We start from the raw sequence: 18,808 nt of genomic DNA on the forward strand, positions 1-18,808 counted from the left end.
TTGATATTGGCATTATAGTGACATTTCCCGTAGGGTAAACGACAAAAGCTAACTATTAACCATAATGAGTGTAGGATGATCTCTTATGTACCGCTTTAGAACGCTAATTACATGCTGTGCCCCCGTTTTATTTATTGGTCTTAACGGTTGTAGTAATACAGCGGCATTGCCAGAGGCAACCACAAGGCCTTCTTTAACTACAGACGTAAACGATTACCAGTATCTTATTGGTCCTGGCGATTCTTTAACTATCTTTGTTTGGCGTAATCCTGAAGTATCAGGCAACTTCATTGTACGTCCCGACGGAAAAGTTACTACCTCATTGGTTGAGGATATTGATGTAGCCGGAAGAACGCCGACAATGCTTGCTAGAGAAATAGAAGAACAACTTTCGGTTTACATAAATAACCCTAGAGTTACTGTCAGTGTAAACAATTTTACAGGCCCTTTAAGTGAGCAAGTTCGCGTAATTGGTGAAGCTACAAACCCTAGCGCAGTGAGTTATTCCGAGCACATGACTTTGCTTGACTTAATGATAGCGGTAGGAGGGCTTACTGAATTTGCAGATGGAAATAATGCGAAATTAGTAAGAGTAGTAAACGGGAATCAAAAAACCTACGAGATAAACATTGACGATTTGATAAGAGATGGCGATATCTCGAAAAATGTCGACATGTTGCCTGGTGATATCGTGATCATCCCAGAAGCATGGTTCTAGTTGTAAAGCAGTAAACGGAACAAATAATAAAATGCAGGACTTACAACAAACGTTAATCCAGATCCTTGATTATGTTAAAGGGGTATGGATTAAAAAGCGTTATGTGATTATTTTTTCTTGGCTCATATGCCCTATTGGCTTTTTATATGTAGCTAGTCTTCCCGATGTCTATTCATCTAAAGCGCAAGTGTTCGTAGATACTCGGTCTGTGTTGCAGCCCCTACTTAAAGGGCTTGCTATACAAACAAATCCCGACCAAGAAATTCAAATGATGGCTAAAACATTACTAAGCAGAAGTAATGTTGAAAAAATTGCACGTGAGAGCGATCTTGATATTACTACGCAAAACGAGGATGAGTTTGACGAACTAGTAAACCGCCTATCCAACAGCATCAAGCTTAACAAGACCGGAAGGGATAACATTTATAACATTTCCTATTCGAATCAGTCCCCAAACATAGCTCAACGCGTTGTTCAAGAGACCTTGGATCTTTTCGTAGAAGGAGCTCTTGGTAATAACCGTAAAGACACAGATACGGCTGGAAGATTCCTAGACGAACAAATCACAGAATACGAGTCTAGGCTATCAGAGGCTGAACAACGATTAGCCAATTTTAAACGTCAGTATAATGATATATTACCACTTGCTGGCACATACTACTCTAATCTTCAAACTCTGAACAATGAACTAGAATCCACTCGATTGTTGATAAAGCAAACTCAACAACAAGTTGATTCGCTTAAAAATCAAATTAGTAAGGTAAGAAGAACTGATAGTTTTGGAGTTACTAATCAAAATGAGCCTGTACTGCAGACAAGATATGATGCAAGAATTAAATCTTTAGAAGAAGAGTTAGATAGACTTTCGCTTAGATTTACGGATCTTCATCCGGACGTTGTTGAGACAAAAGCACTTTTAGAAAGCCTTGAGAATTCTAGAGATAGAGAGATAGAGGCGTTTGTAAATGAAGACAGCAGTGATACTTCGCAGCCGTTATCGGAACTTAATAGAGAAATAAAGCTTGAAGCTAGCCGTCTTGAAAGTCAAATAGCTTCATTGCGAGTAAAAGAAATTGATTTGCAAAGGAAGATTGGTGAACTAGAGAGCAAAGTCGATCTCATACCACAAATAGAAGCTGAGTCATCAGCGTTAAACCGAGACTACGACGTTACCAAGCGTAAATATGAAGAGCTGTTATCACGAAAAGAATCAGCGGACCTATCAAGAAGAGCTGATGTATCTGCAGAAGACCTACAATTTAGAATAATAGAGCCTCCGCTGTTACCTAAACGCCCTTCCGGGCCGAACCGTTTTATTTTTTATACTGCCGTTTTGATTATAGGCTTTGGTTCTGGAATCGGTATCGCATTTCTAATTAGCCAACTCAATCCTATATTGATAAGACCTAAGCAGTTACTAAATGTGTCAGATTACCCTATTTGGGGCACGGTTACGCACTTGAACATTGAGCAAATTAACAAAACTAATAGAACTCGGCTCATCGTATTCTTACTCTCTAGTAGTACTATTTTGGCGATGTATGGCGCACTAGTTGCGGCTGAAATTATGAACATAGACTTATTTGGAGGGCTTCTTTAATGAAAAACACTATTGAGAAAGCACTTCAAAAACAAAAAGAAGCGAAAGCGGCAAAGCGAAACGAAATAGTTGACGAAAAACTGGAAGGCGCATTACAGTCAAAAGTATCCGAAGACTCCAAGGTCACAATTGACAAACCTGCGCCTGCTGAAACAGTTGTTGCTGAAGAGAAGGAATTTACTAATAAGAAATCTCCACTCGACGAATTTGTTATCGACTTTGCACGCCTTGATAAGAATGGGCATATTTCACTTAACGGTGAAAGGAAGCAAATTAACGAAGAGTACCGCGAAATAAAGCGTAAGCTTTTAGCAAATGCTTTTGGTTCACTAGCGAAAACTCTTCACAATCCGAACATTATTATGGTTACCAGTAGTCGCCCTTCTGAAGGGAAGACATTCACTGCAACCAACCTGGCAATGAGTATCGCATCAGAGCAGGATAAAACCGTACTGCTAGTGGATGCTGATGTACTTAAGCCTAATGTATTAAACACTTTAGGGTTAGAACGTCGTAAAGGGCTAATGGAATACTTGACCGGGGACGTTGACGATATTTCAGATGTGCTGTACCCAACCAACATCGATAAGCTGAAAATTATTCCTGCAGGAAAGTCGCACCATTTGTCTACCGAACTGCTAGCAAGTCAAAAAATGCATGACACTGTTAATGAATTTGCTAACAGATACCCAGATCGAATAGTTATTTTTGATACGCCTCCTCTCATTGGTATAAACGAGAGTGCTATTCTCGCTAATTTCGCTGGCCAAGCGGTTGTTGTCGTAGAAGAGGGCAAAGCGAAGATAGGCGATATTAAAATGTCTGTGGAGCGATTGAACCCAGAGATGGCCATAGGATTTGTAGTGAACAAGTCTGTACATAACGACACCGATGGAAGCGGATATTATGGGTATTATTACTCAGAGCGCAGCGAATAGGCGCAACACAATGCCTAAAAGAAGAATAATAAAGCCGACACTTGTTGCTGCAGCCGTCGCAACAAGTCTACCTGCTTTTGCAAAACTTGACGTGAATGCTGTTGCCACAGCCGAAACCATCTATCAAAGTGTCGATACTGAGGAAAATGGAAACCGTTCACTTACAACAGTGACTGTGGCACCAAAAGTAAACGCTACTTATCAAACAAGAACATTTCAAGGGTTATGGTCCGGTACATACACCCATCTGGAACGCGATAACGACGATGCTAGCCAGCGCCAAGATTATGCAGAGTACAGCTATTCTGCTCAGTGGGAACCTCTTGAAAATTTATTATCTTTTCAAGCCGCTGGGGCATTAAGCTATCAGAATACTAATGCTTCAAATTTTCTGGTAACAGATTTTATTGCAAATTCTGACAGCTTGGCAAAAACACGCTCCAACAGACTCTCATCAACGCTGACACTTGACCAAGGCGACTGGGTAAGAGGACAAGGCACAGCCTCCTACTCAGATACAGCTTCAGAACGGTCTTTGACTAACAGCAATGCTCTCGATAATGATAGTTATCAACTAAGCGGCAAGTTAATAAACGGTGATGAAGCCGAGTATTTCATTTGGTCAGTTACGGGCACTTATCAGAATACTGAGCGAGGTCAAGCAAACAATGGTGACTTCGAATCGAGAACTGGTGACGTTTATATAGATACTCGAATTTATGGCGACTGGGCCATTCGTTTGACTGCAAGGCACGAAGCTAACCAAATATCAGACAGAGATGACACGAACAGTTTGGTTAGGGAGTTTAATTCTTATGGTGCAGGTTTAACTTATCGGCAAGCTGAAAATCGTTATATCTCGATAACAGCAAATAAGAGCGACTCTGATATTGAGGAAGATGACGGTGAAACATTTGTAGGTGTCGATTTGCAGTGGGCTTTGAGTACCCGCACTCGCATCGCAGTAACATATGGACGTCGCTTTTATGGGGAATCTGCTTCAGCAACAATCGGCTATAATTCTAAGTACTTACGAACATCGTTTAGTTATTCAGAGGATGTAACTAATACCTCGAGACTTCTAGCCGACCCTGAAAATTTAGGTGTATTCGTTTGCCCTACGGCAACAACATCAATCGCCGACTGCTTCCAACCCAACAGTTTAAGCTACACGCCTAATGCAGGTGAGCAACTGGTTCAACTTACATCTCAAAATTTAGAGTTCGACGACAATATCATTTTAAGAAAAAGTTCGAATTTCCAGGCGGGTTACGACTTTTCTCGCGTTACTCTCGCTTTTTCTTGGCGCTACTCTGAAGATGACTATTTAGACGAAGACAGACTAAGACGCACTTACTCGTTCGGTACCAACCTAGCCTATAAAATTGGCAGTTACACTAATATTACTAGCAGTATTAGTTATGCAAATATTACAGGCCAAGGCTCGGAGGAAATATTCAGGGGCGAGAGCGATAATTGGAATGCATCTATAGGCCTAGAAAGAGAGTTCGGTCGCCGGTTAAAAGCAAGTATTGATGCTAGATTTCTTGAGCAAGAGGGAGATTTGAATACGGGCATATCACAGTTTGGTAACAACTATACCGACAGACGACTAAGCGCCTCTATTACCTACACCTATGACTAATTCACTGATTTTTTCAATCTACTGGTTGTAGTTTATAGGCATCACTCGTGACCTAAACTCAAAAAAGCGCCCGATTTTACGTTAGTAAAAAGGCGCTTTTTTGTTCACCAAACGATAGTAGTTAAAAAAACCTCACTCTTTCTTATCATCACTCTTTAATCGCACATAGGTCTTAAACTTCTTCTTCATAAGCTTATCTACGTACTGGGTCATTTTCACTTTCTGTGAAATAGCGTCATCTAACGCATCTACTAGCTCTGCCAGCATATCTAAATAGTACTTGGTATCGCGTATAACATTCCCCTTAGGGGTCATGATAGTTTGGCTTTCAGGGTGGTCAGCAAAGCCCATATGTTCGGTCACTTCTGCGCCCGTTTTATCTGGCTCGAACATTTCAGCTTTTACTTCTTCAATCACCTCGTTTACTGCGTCCGCGTCAAAGCTCTCTAGTTCTTCTAAAAAGCCATAGAGCATTACCCTATCCATTAGGGTATTAATTTTACGAGGAATACCGCGAGAGAACATATGAATGCGTTCTAACGCCTCGTCGCTAAACAACGCAGACCCGTTCCAACCGGCGTGATGCAAACGGTATTCGATATATTCTTTACACTCTTCCAGCGAAAGCGGCGCTAAGTGACAGGACGCCACAATACGCTGCCTAAACTGCTCCATATTAGGCGCACGCAGGATAGGCTGGAGCTCCTCCTGACCAAGCAAGAGCTTTTGGATAAGCGGCTTGCCGTTCAGCTGAAAGTTACTCAGCATTCTAAGCTCTTCGATAGTCTCAAGAGGCAGATTTTGGGCTTCATCTACAAGTAATAAAGCACGACGACCCGCTTTATTTAAGTCGTACAAGAAAATTTCTAACGCTTTAAGAATATCAGCTTTTGAACGCCCCTCAATAGGGATATCAAATTTGGAGGCGACCATTTTTACTAGTTCGTCTGGCGAAAGCTTTGGCGTAACTATTTGCGCTGCCGCAATATCGTCTTCAATTTCTTCAAGCAGACTGTTTGCTACGGTAGTTTTACCCGTTCCAATTCCACCGGTAATAACAATAAATCCCTCGGCTTGAGAAAGGCCATATTGCAGGTAAGACATAGCGCGCTTGTGCCATTTACTTGCGAAGAAAAATTCAGGGTCTGGGGTTAACTGAAACGGTTTCGAGTTAAGTCCATAGTAACTTTCGTACATGCTATTTACCGTTATTCTATTAGAAATGTGTATTTACAACTAACGCTTAAAGTTGGTTAATAACAGCGCGTTGCCTTTTACCTATGCTTTTAATCCATATGGTAACCAACAACGCGCCGTTATCGAAGTATTATCTTTATAGCTCCCACTCAAGGCTTATCGCAGTTTGTTTTCAGTAATGCGCTCAATGATACCCGTAGTCGATACACCATCTTCAAACGTTAGTACTTTAACCTCACCACCATTTGCCTGCACTTCAGTGCCACCTGCAATCTCTTCAATTTTGTAGTCACCGCCTTTTACCAATACATCTGGCAATAATCGGGCAATAACTCGCTGAGGCGTATCTTCTTCAAAGGGTACAACCCAATCGACTGCGCTCAAGCCTGCCAGCACCGCCATACGTCTGCTAACGTTGTTCACTGGGCGACCAGGGCCTTTTAGTTTGGTCACAGACGCATCAGTGTTAACAGCAACAACTAAGCGGTCTCCAAGCTGTGCCGCTTCTTCAAGATAGGCAACGTGACCAGAGTGCAAAATATCAAAACAACCGTTGGTCATGACAATACGTTCGCCGCGTGCTTTAGCTGCTTGAAGCGCAATTTCTAGCTGGTCTTCATTCATCACGCCGCCATCTAAATGCACCGACTGTTCACCTAACGCCAATGCTAGCTCTGTATTGGTCACAGTGGAGGTTCCCAGTTTTCCAACAACAACGCTTGCTGCTAAATTAGCGAGCACACAAGCTGCTTGAAGCGGTAACTTACAGGCTATAGCAACTGCTAAAGTTGATACTACCGTATCCCCTGCCCCGGTTACGTCATACACCTCTTTAGCTTTTGCTGGCAAATGAAATTCGGTGTTGTCGCCGTCAAACAATGTCATGCCGTCTTCTGAGCGCGTTACAAGAAGGGCACTTAAATTCAACGATGCTTTCAGTGACTGTGCTTTTTCCACTAATGCCTGCTCGTTATCTAATTTACCGACAATACCTCGAAGCTCATCCATATTTGGGGTAATTAATGTCGCACCAGCGTATTTACCAAAGTCACTTCCTTTGGGGTCGACAATCACACGCTTGTTCTTACTGCGCGCTTTTTCAATTAATGCTTGCGGGTTGCTTAAACAACCTTTTGCGTAGTCGCTTAAAATAACGACATCAGCATTGTCTAGCGCCTTATCGAAAGCTAATTCCAAAGCTGATTTATCCGTATCCTCAAAACTCTTCTCAAAATCTAAGCGCAGAAGCTGCTGATTTCTGCTCATCACCCGAAGCTTTGTAATAGTATCGAAGCCGTCAACTTCAAAGAAGTCACAGTGAATGTTGTGAGTCTCTAATCGTTCTTTCAATATGTTGGCGTTTTCGTCTTTACCGCACATGCCGAGCAGGGTTACCTCTGCACCTAATGTTGCTACATTCACTGCAACGTTGGCCGCACCGCCAGCTCTATCTTCAGAACTATTAACGTTCACTACTGGCACAGGAGCTTCTGGAGATATACGCCCTGTACCACCGCTCCAATAGCGATCTAACATAAGGTCGCCAACAATAAGCACTTTTGCTTTACTAAAATCTGGTAATATCATGCTGAGAGTAACTTTTTAGACATTGAGTACATTGGCACAGAGTATAACAGCCAAGACAGGCAATACCCACCAACCAAACGCAAATCCACTTTGGTATCTTTATATGGTCGAAAACAAGTTCGGGCAGATTTATACGGGTATTACTACCGACCCTAAACGTCGAATAGCCCAGCATAGAGGACTGTTAAAAGGTGGTGCAAAGGCCCTTAAAGGTAAGTCTCCATTAATTTTTAGGGCCGTATTTGAGGTTGCCGACAAAGCACAGGCGGCAAGACTTGAATATGCGGTTAAGCAAATGAGTCGTGCTCAGAAGAATGACATCATTCAAAAAAAGCAGCTCAACGATTTACCATGTATAAAGTCAGCGTTTGAGGACTAAGTGTTTGGCGACTGATTTGCCGCCAAACATCATTTAATATAAGCCCAGAAAAAAAAGAATTTTGAGAGCTAGGTCCGTGAAAAACCGCCAAATTGCTTAACTAGCCTCCTAAAACACCATTGATGATCATAGCGTTACCGATGCTTAACGTAAAACCTAACGCCGCTACGCCTACATTGTGCTGATGGTCCACTTCTTGTCGAAAGTTCATCCCGAAAAGAATGATCTTTTTATTCACTAGAACCAATAAATGAAGCGCGATAGCCAAACACACACTCACAATCAACCATCCCGTTACGTTACTCACATAACCCGATGGGTTGTAAATAAGTAAGTTCTTTGCTGCTGATACAATCATAGCCGTACCAAGCAGATTACCGCTATGCTCAATAGCGAGCGCTAACTGCCCTTTCTCTAATGCCCCCTGAAACGAGTCATTTTGATTATCACGCGCATACCTAAACTCTAAAATTCGTGTCATCACTAGTAGCATAGTCAGAACTACGGTAAAACCCGTTACTATGGCAATCAGCGCATTCATGTCGCTTCCATCAACCCATATCATAATATTACGAAGTACTATTGCACTGGCTACCAGGCTAGCAGCATCGACGAGCGCCACACTTACGCTTCGTTCGGCTATCATTGTGTGGGTGTCTAGCTTGTTAAGCACTAGCTTATCATGAGCAAAGCGCCCAAATTTCACTAGCATGATCCCCACAATACCAAAAGTCACCATGCCAATGGCTGCTTCTTGGTACCCTACCCCTATGTGACGCCCTACTACTGAACTTAATACAATACACAGAGACAACATGCCTCCAGCAATGCTAATCCCAAACGCAAAGTTATCTTTTACACCAAGCTCTTCAGTTACTGAGTACTTTCTAAATGCGCCAGTCAGCCATTTCATAATCATCAGTAGCACTAACGCTATTGCCACATCCATGGCAAGGTAAATCAATAGTTCCTGCGTTAGAGGTACTAGTTTTAATAAGGCTTCCACGTTATCTTTGCTCCTTGAACATACGAAGTTCCTTGCTGATTGCCCTTCTGTAATCATTGCTGTCGTAGTAATAACAATTGGGGCAGCAGCATTCATCCTTGCTAAATTGTTACAAGGATGACAGCGAACTTGTTCAGATTTATTTTAATAAATGCCTGCAGAAGTCACTGCCATTATCCAAGGCAGCAAAAAAAACAGGCAACGAATACTTTTAGTAAAACCGTGAGTATTCATTATTTTACACGATTGATTTCTCTTAAGACGCGAGCATTATGCCAATAGATAACGAAAATAGCATGACAAACCTAGAGCAAGCCGAAAAACTATGGCAGCAGTTGCTAGATTCACCAGCCTTAACCGAAACCGATCGAGTCATTGTAGAAAACCATCGCGAAGCACTTTTAAGCGCTTTTGCTCGCTCCGCTTTCCTAGCTGAAACATTGATACAAAAGCCCGCGTTTATTTCCAGAGTCGTCGCTCCCTTGTCTAATTTAACTGATTCTGACTCGACTATTACTCACTTCAGCACTGAATTAAAAATAAAACTTGAAGCACTTAAGAGCGAAGACGAATTACTAAAGATACTTCGTGAATACCGCAATCAAGAAATGGCACGTATCACCTTCTTAGATGTGCTAAATAAGCAAAATATTGAAGATTCACTTGCACAAGTTTCAGCATTGGCGGATGCGCTGATAAAAAGCGCTTACCACTGGATTTATCAGAACTTAGCTCACCGCTATGGTACTCCGAAGAGCAACAACCAAGATATGCATATGTACATTCTTGGTATGGGCAAGCTCGGTGGGCGAGAACTTAACTTTTCGTCCGACATTGACTTGATATTCGCTTACCCGGAAAAAGGGGAAACTAGCGGAGGCAAGAAAGCGCTAGAGCATCAACAGTTTTTTACCAAGCTAGCCCAAAAGCTTATTCAAGCGCTGAACAAAGTTACTAATGATGGGCAAGTCTACCGTGTGGATATGCGCTTACGTCCGTTTGGGGATTCCGGTCCCCTTGTAATGCATTTCGCTGCGCTTGAGGACTACTATCAGGACCAAGGCAGGCACTGGGAACGCTTTGCCATGGTTAAAGCAAGGGTCATTAATGATGACAGTTCAGATAATGCTTCGTGGCTAAAAGGCATTCTTCACCCGTTTACGTTTAGACGATATTTAGACTTTACCACGCTAGATGCACTACGCAATATGAAGAAGCTTATCGCTACCGAAATTCGCAGGCGACGTTTAAGTAACAATATTAAACTGGGTGCTGGCGGTATTCGAGAAGTTGAGTTTTTTGCCCAAAGTTTTCAGCTTATACACGGTGGTCGTGAGCCTGCTCTGCAAAGTAAGTCTTTACTTCATACCCTAGACGTTTTGAGCGAATTAGATATTGTAGAAAGCGCAGTAACAAAGCAGCTTAAACAAGACTATTTATTCTTGAGAAAAGTAGAACATACATTACAGCAAAGCCAAGACCGTCAAACTCAAACATTGCCCGACGAGCCGTGGCAACAAAATGCGCTGATTGATGTTATGGGCTTTGCTGATTATAGCGACTTCTTAACCCATGTAGACGAAGTCATGGCTCGCATTCACGGTCATTTCAACGAATTAGTTGAGGAATGCCATGACACCCATTCAGATGAAGACCAGCTCTTTATTGCATGCCAAGACGCATGGCGTCTTTCGTTGCAGGAAGATGAATTTACTGAAACGTTTAGCGACCACCTTTCCAGTAGGGAAAGTAATCAAATCTTCACCATTCTCGTCGCCTTTAAAGATAAACAAAGAAACTATCGCATAGGTCAAAGAGGCGAAGATACGCTGAACAAACTTCTTCCAGAAATTTTATATGTATTAATTAAGCAGCACCCTAATCACACTGCACAAGTATTGAGCCGATTATTAGGCGTGATTGAAGCCATTACCGGCCGCACAACCTATCTTGATCTCTTACTAGAAAACCCTGATGTACTTAAGCAGTTAGTTAGGCTTTGCGAGAGAAGTGACTGGATAGCGCAAGAAATCAGGCGATTCCCGCTTTTATTAGATGAGCTACTTACCCCACTCTATTTAGGACAGCAAAACACAGACATCAAAACCAGTAAACAGGAATACCAGCTCGAGCTGCGCGAGACTATGTTGCGTATAGAGCAAGATGACGTGGAAATGTTGATGGATGGTCTTAGACAGTTCAAACTTTGCCAGCAGCTTCGTATCGCAGCCAGCGACATCAGTGAATCCCTGCCCATCAACAATGTAAGCGATAAACTAACCGTTTTAGCAGAAGTCATTTTAGAGCATGTCGTTAACGCGGCATGGATGCAAATGCGACAGCGCTTCGGCGTTCCTTCGCATCTTGAGGGTAATGACAAAGGCTTTGCCGTTATCGGCTACGGTAAATTGGGTGGCTATGAGCTAGGATATGGGTCGGATTTAGATTTGGTTTTTATACACAATGCGCCCCGTTCAAGTAGCACCGACGGCAAAAAATCAATTGAAGCACAACAGTTTTATATTAAGTTGGCCCAACGGATTATGCATCTCCTTAATACTAAAACACTGTTTGGTCAGCTGTACGAAACTGACTTGCGTTTGCGCCCTTCTGGTAACGCGGGGCTATTGTGCTGTCACATTAACGGTTTCGAAAAATATCAAGTTGAGGAAGCTTGGACATGGGAACACCAGGCACTGGTAAGAGCAAGAGCTATCTGCGGCGACGCATCGCTTTTGGATAACTTTGCACAGGTAAGACATTCAATTCTCAGCCAATCTAGAGATACCCAAACACTGTCACAAGATGTCTGCAAAATGCGCATAAAAATGCGTGAGCACCTGCTGGCTAAAAATAATGAAAAAGTAGATTTGAAGCAATGTGAAGGCGGTATTACCGACATTGAATTTATTGCTCAATACCTTGTATTAGCAAACGCTTGTACTGTGAAAGCAATGACGGAGTATCCAGATAACCTTAGAATTTTCGATGTTGCAGCCAGCGCGGACATCATTGATACGCCAACAGCACAAAAACTTCAAAAGGCCTACTTAAGGCTTCGTGAGCAATATCATCACCTCACCCTGGCGGACACCAAGTACGCTGATCAAAGTGAAGAGCTAGATATTATACGCGAGCAAGTGAGACAACACTGGGATACATTATTTGGCAGGCGAAGTGACTGAGCCTGCCAACGAGCTACCCGCGGACTCGGCGACATTGATTTTTAAGAAAATCGGTCTCTTGGGCCGTAACAACTAAAGAGCGCTGCTCTGCACAAAGGTAAGCTTGAACGTCGCCTTCGAAACTACTATCAATTGCGCTTGCGATCTTAGCTAAAGAACCGGCAACTGTATTGTCTAGTTGAAATTGATGCTTGATAACAAAATCTTGTTCTAGGTTCCAAATCAGCTGCATACCTTCCGCTTGCGCATACTGTGAAATAGCCTCGCGAAGCGTATTGCCTTCATTGAAGATGCGATATTTGTGTTCGCCAGTCCAGTTCCTCTCAACCGGACGGGTCTGACTGGACATTTTTGCTAACTTGCTGTCTAGATTAGGATCTACTCCGGCAATATCGAGCACGAAGTCACCCTGCTCATCTTCTAGTGGGTCAGTTGAAGACATGCGAAAGTCGCGGTAGAACTCGCTGAGCCCTTTTGATACCGATTTCTCTTCTTTTTGTGACGCGGGAGTAGGTGAATCTTCTTGTGTCTGAAGCATATAAATCAGTACGCCTGCAGCAATAACAAGCACTACCGCGATGCCAATTTGCTTTGCCCAAAATGAAGAGCTTGAATAACTCGTCTGTCCCATAACCTACCAATCTATTACAACATCCAAACTCGATCTAAGCTGCATTATCCCCGCTTAAATCTATCCTAGTTTCCATACTCTAGCCGAATCTGCTTTAAAGTGCCTTTATCCTATTTATCTATTTTTATAAGATCAAACTAGTTGTGACAAGCCACGGCATATACAGTTATTGTGTTCTTTGGTTACCTACTGCCATTTATATAGTTCCATTCTTTACGAAATGCTGGCGACTCGTTCGCTCTAGTTAACTGTTGTACCCTTTTTTTCGCTCGGATGACTTTTTGTTCGGCGTTTACAATGATTTATAAAGCGATTCGGGATTACTCTCAGGGCGCGTCTTGAAACGCTTATGCATCCATAGGTAGCTCTCTGGCTGTTCCTTCACTGCGCTATCAACATGTTGATTTAAAAGGGTTAAAGCCTCTACATCTTCCATTGCACCTAGTTCAGAAAGAGGTGGGAAAATTTTTATTTTATAGCCACGCTTAGTGTATTGCGAAGTTATGATCATAGGCTCAGAATTTGTTCGCCTAATAAACATTAGCGTAGCCGTTGTGGTCGCTGTCTCTTTTACGCCACCAAATGGCACAAAAATGCTCTGTCTGGGGCCGTAATCTTGGTCAGGCAAATACAGACATAACTCTCTATCATCAAGTGCTGCGATAAGTGCCTTGGCATTACGTTTATCAATCATGTATTTATTAGAGCGGTTGCGCCCGTGATACTGAAGATAATCGACTAACGGGTTGTTATGCTTTCTGTAAAAGGCAATACTAGGATGATAAAAGCCAATCCCGCGACACGCAAACTCTAAGTTCATATTGTGTAGCGCCATACCAAAAACACCTTTGCCTTCAGCTAGGGCAGCTTCCACGTGCTCGGTGCCTTCAATTTCAATAGCTCGCTTTACTCGCCAGTCAGGCCACCACCAGCCCATGGCTGTTTCAAACAACGCCATACCCGTTCTGCGTATGTTTTCTTTGTAAAGTGCCTCAATTTCACTTTCTGACAACGACGGGTTCCAAAGCTGTAGATTTCGTTTTGCAACTTTGGCTCGTTTAGGCACTACAAGAGCAATTAACTTCCCTGCGCCGCCCCCAATAGTTCGGATAACAGGTAAAGGTAGCCAAGTAATTGCGTATAGGATAAAAACGCCCAACCAAACGGGCCAGAATTTAGGGCCAAGAAATGCCAACTTAAACTTAGGAGCTTTAATTGCCGCCGCCAATGTATCTTTCCTAGTAAATGAAGTGGGCGGCATTGTAACAGAAGGTTTTTATCGGGGCTAATTGGGCCAGTTGAACAACAAGATGGTTAGGGTAAACGGTATGACAACCAATATAAGGCAGGCAGCGACAGGATTACATTATCTGTTAAACGTCACCACCTAGCCTTTAGGTTTGGGTTTGCAATACCGCTTGTTTTTAGCTTGCTGTAGCAAGAATAAAAGGAACTGTAGCTCAGTACTCTTTGTCTATCTGCTTTAATTTCTTTTCAAAAGATTCGTACTGCTCTTTTGAATCATAATCAAAGTGATACTGATTATGGAAACCAAACTGAAGCTTTACGTTAACGTCTTCGATGTACAGCGTATAGCCGTCGTGGTCAGTAAACGCTGTTATTCCGTTAAGCTTAAATTGTTCGTTTTCTTTTGCCCCATGTTGGCGAATCTTATCGAAAACCTGAAGTAAGAACTTGCTGTCTAATTCGTTTTTCATCGTAAATCCATAGTTGTGAATTTACTTATTTTTACATGAACGAGCGTCTTTTGGATTCAAATGAACTACGAGTTCTTTTCTATGCTTTGAAAACAGACTCTAGTCGTCATATTGTGAATAATGATTTGTAATGTGGTCAGAGACAGTAAACACCAGCCTTGTTGTAAATTACCGCTCTCACGCTTGCTCACTATTTAGAAGTTGTAACGAAATCCAAGGTTAACGATATGAGCTGAAAAATCATCTTTACCACCAAAATAGGTGTATTCGACACGAACCATTGACTGAAGGCCAAGATAATAGTCAAAACCTAAACCGGCAAGTCCAGCAATAATAGTATCATCGTAACCGCAAGCAGCAGCATCACTACCACAAGCAGAGCTTTCTACAGATACATGCTCAATATCAACGCTTGCAACGCCCAGTTTGTAATAGAGCTCTCCTTTTTGGCTGCTTGCTTTGCCCAGTAGAGCCAAATATGGGCCTTTCGATGAAATTGATTGCTCATCGTTGTCTGTATCAATAAGAGATATATATCCCCCTTCTACATACCACTGACGATGGAACTGATAGCCTAGAGCAGCAGAGTAGCTAACGTCTGCTTCACTATCTACTTCAGTATCTACATTTCCATATCCAATATTCGCAACCGCGTACCCATTTGCTGAGGCCAGCCCAGGAAAGGCTAAGCTCGCAAGGAACGCACTACCAATAGCAATTTTGGCGAATGATTGTGAAAGACTACGCATTTTTTACTTCTCCTTGTTAAAGAGCGCTAACTATAAAAGACAATGAGAATAAATAAAACGCGCTTCGAAAAAATTAGTGGACTGTAAAAGCAACTTCCCCCAAAAAAATGTCACAAACCCACGAAATGTGTATTTTTTGACCATTAAATTTGAGCAATGTTAAACGTTTGTTTAAAACTTTCGTACTAATATTGCACGGTTATCAAAACTAACTATTTATAAACCAAAGCGTTTTTACAAAATTTGATCTTTTTCAAATAAGGTGTAGTATTAACTAAAACAACTGGTCAGATGAGCGGATGAGTTATTATGAGTATCAGAACTAGCTTAAAGAAAGTATTACCCCCAATTTCAGTTACAGAACAAGAAGCCCTAGATGCGGGTGACGTATGGATTGAATCTTCTATTTATCAGGGTAAGCCTGACATGCAGGCGCTACGCGATATACCTCAGGCAAAACTGAGCGCGGATGAGCAAGCATTCATGGATGGTCCTGTAGCTGAATTATTGAATATGATCGATGATTTCGAGCTTGGTAACGGTAAGCACATCCCTCAAGAAGTTTTAGACTTCCTTGGTAAGAACCGTTTCTTCTCTATGATCATTCCAAAGAAATTTGGTGGTCTTGAATTCAGCCCGTATGCAAACTCTACGATTGTTGCAACAATCGCTGCGAAAAGCGGTGCAATTGCGGTAACTGTAATGGTACCTAACTCGTTAGGCCCGGGTGAGCTTCTAATGCACTACGGGACAAACGAGCAGCAAGACTACTGGCTACCTCGCCTAGCGGACGGTCGCGATATCCCTTGTTTTGCACTAACCAGCCCAGAAGCAGGTTCAGATGCAGGTGCGATTCCAGACGCGGCTATCGTAACTAAAGGCGAATTCAACGGTGAAGAAGTACTTGGTTTACGCGTAAGCTGGGACAAGCGCTATATTACGCTTGCTCCAATTGCGACTGTACTTGGTCTTGCATTTAAAGTATTCGACCCAGACCAACTACTTGGCGACAAGTTAGAGCTAGGCATTACGTGTGCCCTTCTTCCTAAGTCGCACCCAGGTGTTGAGCTAGGTAACCGTCATGACCCTATGGGCGTACGTTTCTATAACGGTACTACTCGTGGTCAAGACGTGTTTATTCCTATGGACTTCATCATTGGCGGTCAAAAGAATATTGGTCGTGGCTGGCAGATGCTAGTTAGCTGCCTAGGCGCAGGTCGCGGTATTTCACTTCCAGCGATGGGTGTGGCTACAGCACAATCTGCATTTAAAGGCACAGTAGAGTATTCATTCGTACGTGAGCAGTTTGGTCTTCCAATCGGTCGCTTCGAAGGTATTCAAGAGAAAATGGCTGACATCGCGGGTAAGACATTCTTACTTGAGGCGATGCGTGTTCTAACAACTGAAGGTTTAGGCCTAGGTGTTAAGCCATCAGTAGTAACAGCAATTGCTAAATACCACATGACTGAGCTAGGTCGTGACGTTATGAACTCTGCGATGGATATCCAGGCGGGTAAGGCGATTCAACGTGGCCCTCAAAATACATTGGCGGGCGGTTATGCTGCACTTCCAATCGCTATTACGGTAGAAGGTGCAAACATTCTTACTCGTAACCTAATGATCTTTGGTCAAGGTGCAATGCGTTGTCACCCTTACCTGAAAGACATGGTTGACCTAATCCACAGCAACGAAAGTTCAGCGGATGCAGAGTTCAACAAGGTACTTCGTAAAACTGTAGGCTTCAGTGTTAAAAATGCATTCCGTAGCTTAGGTAAGGGCTACCTTCCTTTCCTACGTGAAAGCGAGTCAGCGTTGCCAGAAGTTCGTAAGTACGAGAAGCGTGTAAACAGCATCTCAGCAAAACTAGCGCCACTTGCTGACCTATCGCTTGCGGTACTAGGCGGTGACCTTAAGAAAGCTGAGCTTTTATCAGCCCGTCTAGGTGACGTTATGAGCTACCTATACGGCGCAATGGCAGCAATTCGTTTTTACGAGCAGCGCATTGAAGATAGAAAGCTTGCACTTCCGTACTTTGAGTACGCTATGCAATGGTCTCTACAACAAGCTGACCAGGCAATTGTTAACTTCATCAACAATTTCCCGAACACAGCAACACGCGGTCTAATGCGTCTTCTTACCAATACCTATACAAACAGTGTAGCGGGTATTAGCGACGACTTAGTACGTGAGCTATCAATTGCGTCTATGCAAGATAATAGCGTGAAAGACCAGCTAACACATCTTGTGCGCGTTAGTCCTGGTGATGGTAACGACATTAACGAGCAAGCGTTTAAAGCAAAACACGCAGTAGCGCACCTTCTTGGTAAAGTGCAAAAAGCACTTCGCAAAGAGCCTGTAGTGCCGTTCATCTCTTTTGAACATGCACTTAGCAAGTTGCAAGAAAAAGGTGTGGTAACTGCAGATGAAGCAGCTAAGCTTCACGACTATAACGAAAAGCGCAAGCTAGCAGTACGTGTAGACGAGTACACGTTCGATATGGAACTTGTTCCAGCGTCACAAACGCTTAAAGCAATTGATGGCGGTCAAAACGCTGCTTAAGCATTTAGCTGAAAGCTTAATGAATACAAAGCCCCGTCAGTCGATGGGGCTTTTTTATGTCATTTGCCATTTCTTTCCATTGTTCGTTTTGTGCTCTACGATTAAGGGATTAAGGTAATCGCTGAAAGGATTGCGCAGTGAAAAGAAAGTGTAAGTTTCCTGCTTCAACCGCTAAGAAGTTTCTTCCTCTTTTTATTACACTTCTATTCTCACCGCTAAAAGTCGTTGCGGAACACGAGAGTTCGCATTTTGTAATTGGTGAGTTAAATCATCCGCGCGTAAATAATTTTTATAAACCACTGATTGAGCGGGCTTATCGCAGTATTGGAATTGAAGTAACTTTCGAAAAAGTTGGAGGAGAGCGCGGCCTGCGGCTTTTAGAGCAAGGTATGACAGACGCAGACGTCGTTCGTTTTGACGTTGTTGCTCAGCCTGATAACAATATAATGATTGTTCCTCCCGCGCTTTCTCATGGCGCATCTTTTCTGCTGTGCATCAGGGGAGCGAAATGTAGTAAGGATGTTATTGAAAATCCTGACAACGCCATAGCAGCTACCACACGTTTTTTCTTTAATATGGGTAAGCAATCCCGTGCGTTAAAAGCCAATATCTTTGAATTTGACGACTATCATCATGTTATTGATTTGCTGCTCGGCGGGCGCTTTGATTACGCGATTATGCCGAGTGATCACGCTGAAGAAGACATTTTCAGACGATCAGGAATAGAGTTTATTCCCCTCGTCGAACATGAGATCGTGCATGTAATACACAAAAAACATAGTCACTTAGTTGACGATTTATCAGAAGCTATTGCAAAGCAGCTCGCACTTTTAGACCAGCAACAAAACTAAAAAAACGCCCACTTCGAAAAGTGGGCGTTTCACTGCTGTGTGTAC

The 18,808-nt window shown here is 42.7% G+C and carries 15 protein-coding genes; 8 read left to right on the forward strand and 7 right to left on the reverse strand.

What is annotated here, in order from left to right:
- The first annotated feature begins 85 nt into the window (after positions 1-85).
- The 4 genes from ACYX4M_RS01075 to ACYX4M_RS01090 are packed head-to-tail and all read left to right on the forward strand — an operon-like array spanning position 86 to position 4,901.
- The gene (locus ACYX4M_RS01075) at positions 86-718 is read left to right on the forward strand and encodes an XrtA/PEP-CTERM system exopolysaccharide export protein (protein WP_476081519.1); all 633 of its coding nucleotides are present in this window, start codon (positions 86-88) and stop codon (positions 716-718) included.
- Between the two features lie 31 nt (positions 719-749).
- The gene (locus ACYX4M_RS01080; protein WP_476081520.1) at positions 750-2,318 is read left to right on the forward strand and encodes an XrtA system polysaccharide chain length determinant; all 1,569 of its coding nucleotides are present in this window, start codon (positions 750-752) and stop codon (positions 2,316-2,318) included.
- Entirely contained in the window at positions 2,318-3,256 is a 939-nt protein-coding gene (locus tag ACYX4M_RS01085; protein WP_476081521.1) for an XrtA-associated tyrosine autokinase, read from the forward strand. The genes ACYX4M_RS01080 and ACYX4M_RS01085 overlap by 1 nt, the downstream gene beginning before the upstream one ends.
- Complete coding sequence (locus ACYX4M_RS01090) at positions 3,225-4,901, forward strand: porin family protein (RefSeq protein ID WP_476081522.1); 1,677 nt, start codon at positions 3,225-3,227, stop codon at positions 4,899-4,901. Before ACYX4M_RS01085 ends, ACYX4M_RS01090 begins: the two co-directional genes overlap by 32 nt.
- A gap of 132 nt (positions 4,902-5,033) precedes the next feature.
- Here the strand turns inward: ACYX4M_RS01090 and ACYX4M_RS01095 are convergent, their stop codons facing one another.
- Together ACYX4M_RS01095 and hldE are read right to left on the reverse strand one after the other, a co-directional pair.
- Entirely contained in the window at positions 5,034-6,098 is a 1,065-nt protein-coding gene (locus ACYX4M_RS01095) for an XrtA/PEP-CTERM system-associated ATPase (RefSeq protein ID WP_476081523.1), read from the reverse strand.
- 156 nt (positions 6,099-6,254) lie between these two features.
- On the reverse strand, positions 6,255-7,685 hold the full coding sequence (gene hldE, locus ACYX4M_RS01100) for a bifunctional D-glycero-beta-D-manno-heptose-7-phosphate kinase/D-glycero-beta-D-manno-heptose 1-phosphate adenylyltransferase HldE (RefSeq protein ID WP_476081524.1): 1,431 nt from the start codon (positions 7,683-7,685) through the stop codon (positions 6,255-6,257).
- A 103-nt stretch (positions 7,686-7,788) separates the two neighbouring features.
- Between hldE and ACYX4M_RS01105 the strand changes: the two genes are divergently transcribed.
- Positions 7,789-8,064: a GIY-YIG nuclease family protein gene (locus ACYX4M_RS01105; RefSeq protein ID WP_476081525.1), complete on the forward strand. Its 276-nt coding sequence runs from the start codon at positions 7,789-7,791 to the stop codon at positions 8,062-8,064.
- 100 nt (positions 8,065-8,164) lie between these two features.
- Here the strand turns inward: ACYX4M_RS01105 and ACYX4M_RS01110 are convergent, their stop codons facing one another.
- Positions 8,165-9,070, reverse strand: coding sequence for a DUF350 domain-containing protein (locus ACYX4M_RS01110; RefSeq protein ID WP_476081526.1), 906 nt, complete (start codon positions 9,068-9,070; stop codon positions 8,165-8,167).
- 272 nt (positions 9,071-9,342) lie between these two features.
- Here ACYX4M_RS01110 and glnE point away from each other — a divergent pair, with 272 nt between their 5' ends.
- The gene (gene glnE / locus ACYX4M_RS01115; protein ID WP_476081527.1) at positions 9,343-12,255 is read left to right on the forward strand and encodes a bifunctional [glutamate--ammonia ligase]-adenylyl-L-tyrosine phosphorylase/[glutamate--ammonia-ligase] adenylyltransferase; all 2,913 of its coding nucleotides are present in this window, start codon (positions 9,343-9,345) and stop codon (positions 12,253-12,255) included.
- Positions 12,256-12,268: 13 nt separating this feature from the next.
- On the opposite strand, the gene ACYX4M_RS01120 is transcribed toward glnE, so the two are convergent.
- The 4 genes from ACYX4M_RS01120 to ACYX4M_RS01135 form a co-directional block, all read right to left on the reverse strand.
- Entirely contained in the window at positions 12,269-12,886 is a 618-nt protein-coding gene (locus ACYX4M_RS01120) for a TcpQ domain-containing protein (RefSeq protein ID WP_476081528.1), read from the reverse strand.
- A 292-nt stretch (positions 12,887-13,178) separates the two neighbouring features.
- Complete coding sequence (gene lpxL / locus ACYX4M_RS01125) at positions 13,179-14,114, reverse strand: LpxL/LpxP family Kdo(2)-lipid IV(A) lauroyl/palmitoleoyl acyltransferase (protein WP_476081529.1); 936 nt, start codon at positions 14,112-14,114, stop codon at positions 13,179-13,181.
- Between the two features lie 232 nt (positions 14,115-14,346).
- Positions 14,347-14,604 carry a DUF3081 family protein gene (locus ACYX4M_RS01130; RefSeq protein WP_476081530.1) on the reverse strand — a complete coding sequence of 86 codons (258 nt, stop codon included), beginning with the start codon at positions 14,602-14,604 and terminating at the stop codon, positions 14,347-14,349.
- Positions 14,605-14,798: 194 nt separating this feature from the next.
- Positions 14,799-15,353, reverse strand: coding sequence for an outer membrane protein (locus tag ACYX4M_RS01135; protein ID WP_476081531.1), 555 nt, complete (start codon positions 15,351-15,353; stop codon positions 14,799-14,801).
- Positions 15,354-15,662: 309 nt separating this feature from the next.
- Between ACYX4M_RS01135 and ACYX4M_RS01140 the strand changes: the two genes are divergently transcribed.
- Together ACYX4M_RS01140 and ACYX4M_RS01145 are read left to right on the forward strand one after the other, a co-directional pair.
- Positions 15,663-17,912, forward strand: a complete 2,250-nt coding sequence (locus tag ACYX4M_RS01140) for an acyl-CoA dehydrogenase (RefSeq protein ID WP_476081532.1) — start codon at positions 15,663-15,665, stop codon at positions 17,910-17,912.
- A gap of 137 nt (positions 17,913-18,049) precedes the next feature.
- Positions 18,050-18,763 (forward strand): hypothetical protein, encoded by a 714-nt coding sequence (locus ACYX4M_RS01145; RefSeq protein ID WP_476081533.1) that lies wholly within the window; start codon positions 18,050-18,052, stop codon positions 18,761-18,763.
- Positions 18,764-18,808 lie beyond the last annotated feature (45 nt).

The sequence above is a fragment of the Alteromonas sp. ABV4_150 genome (assembly GCF_056311745.1).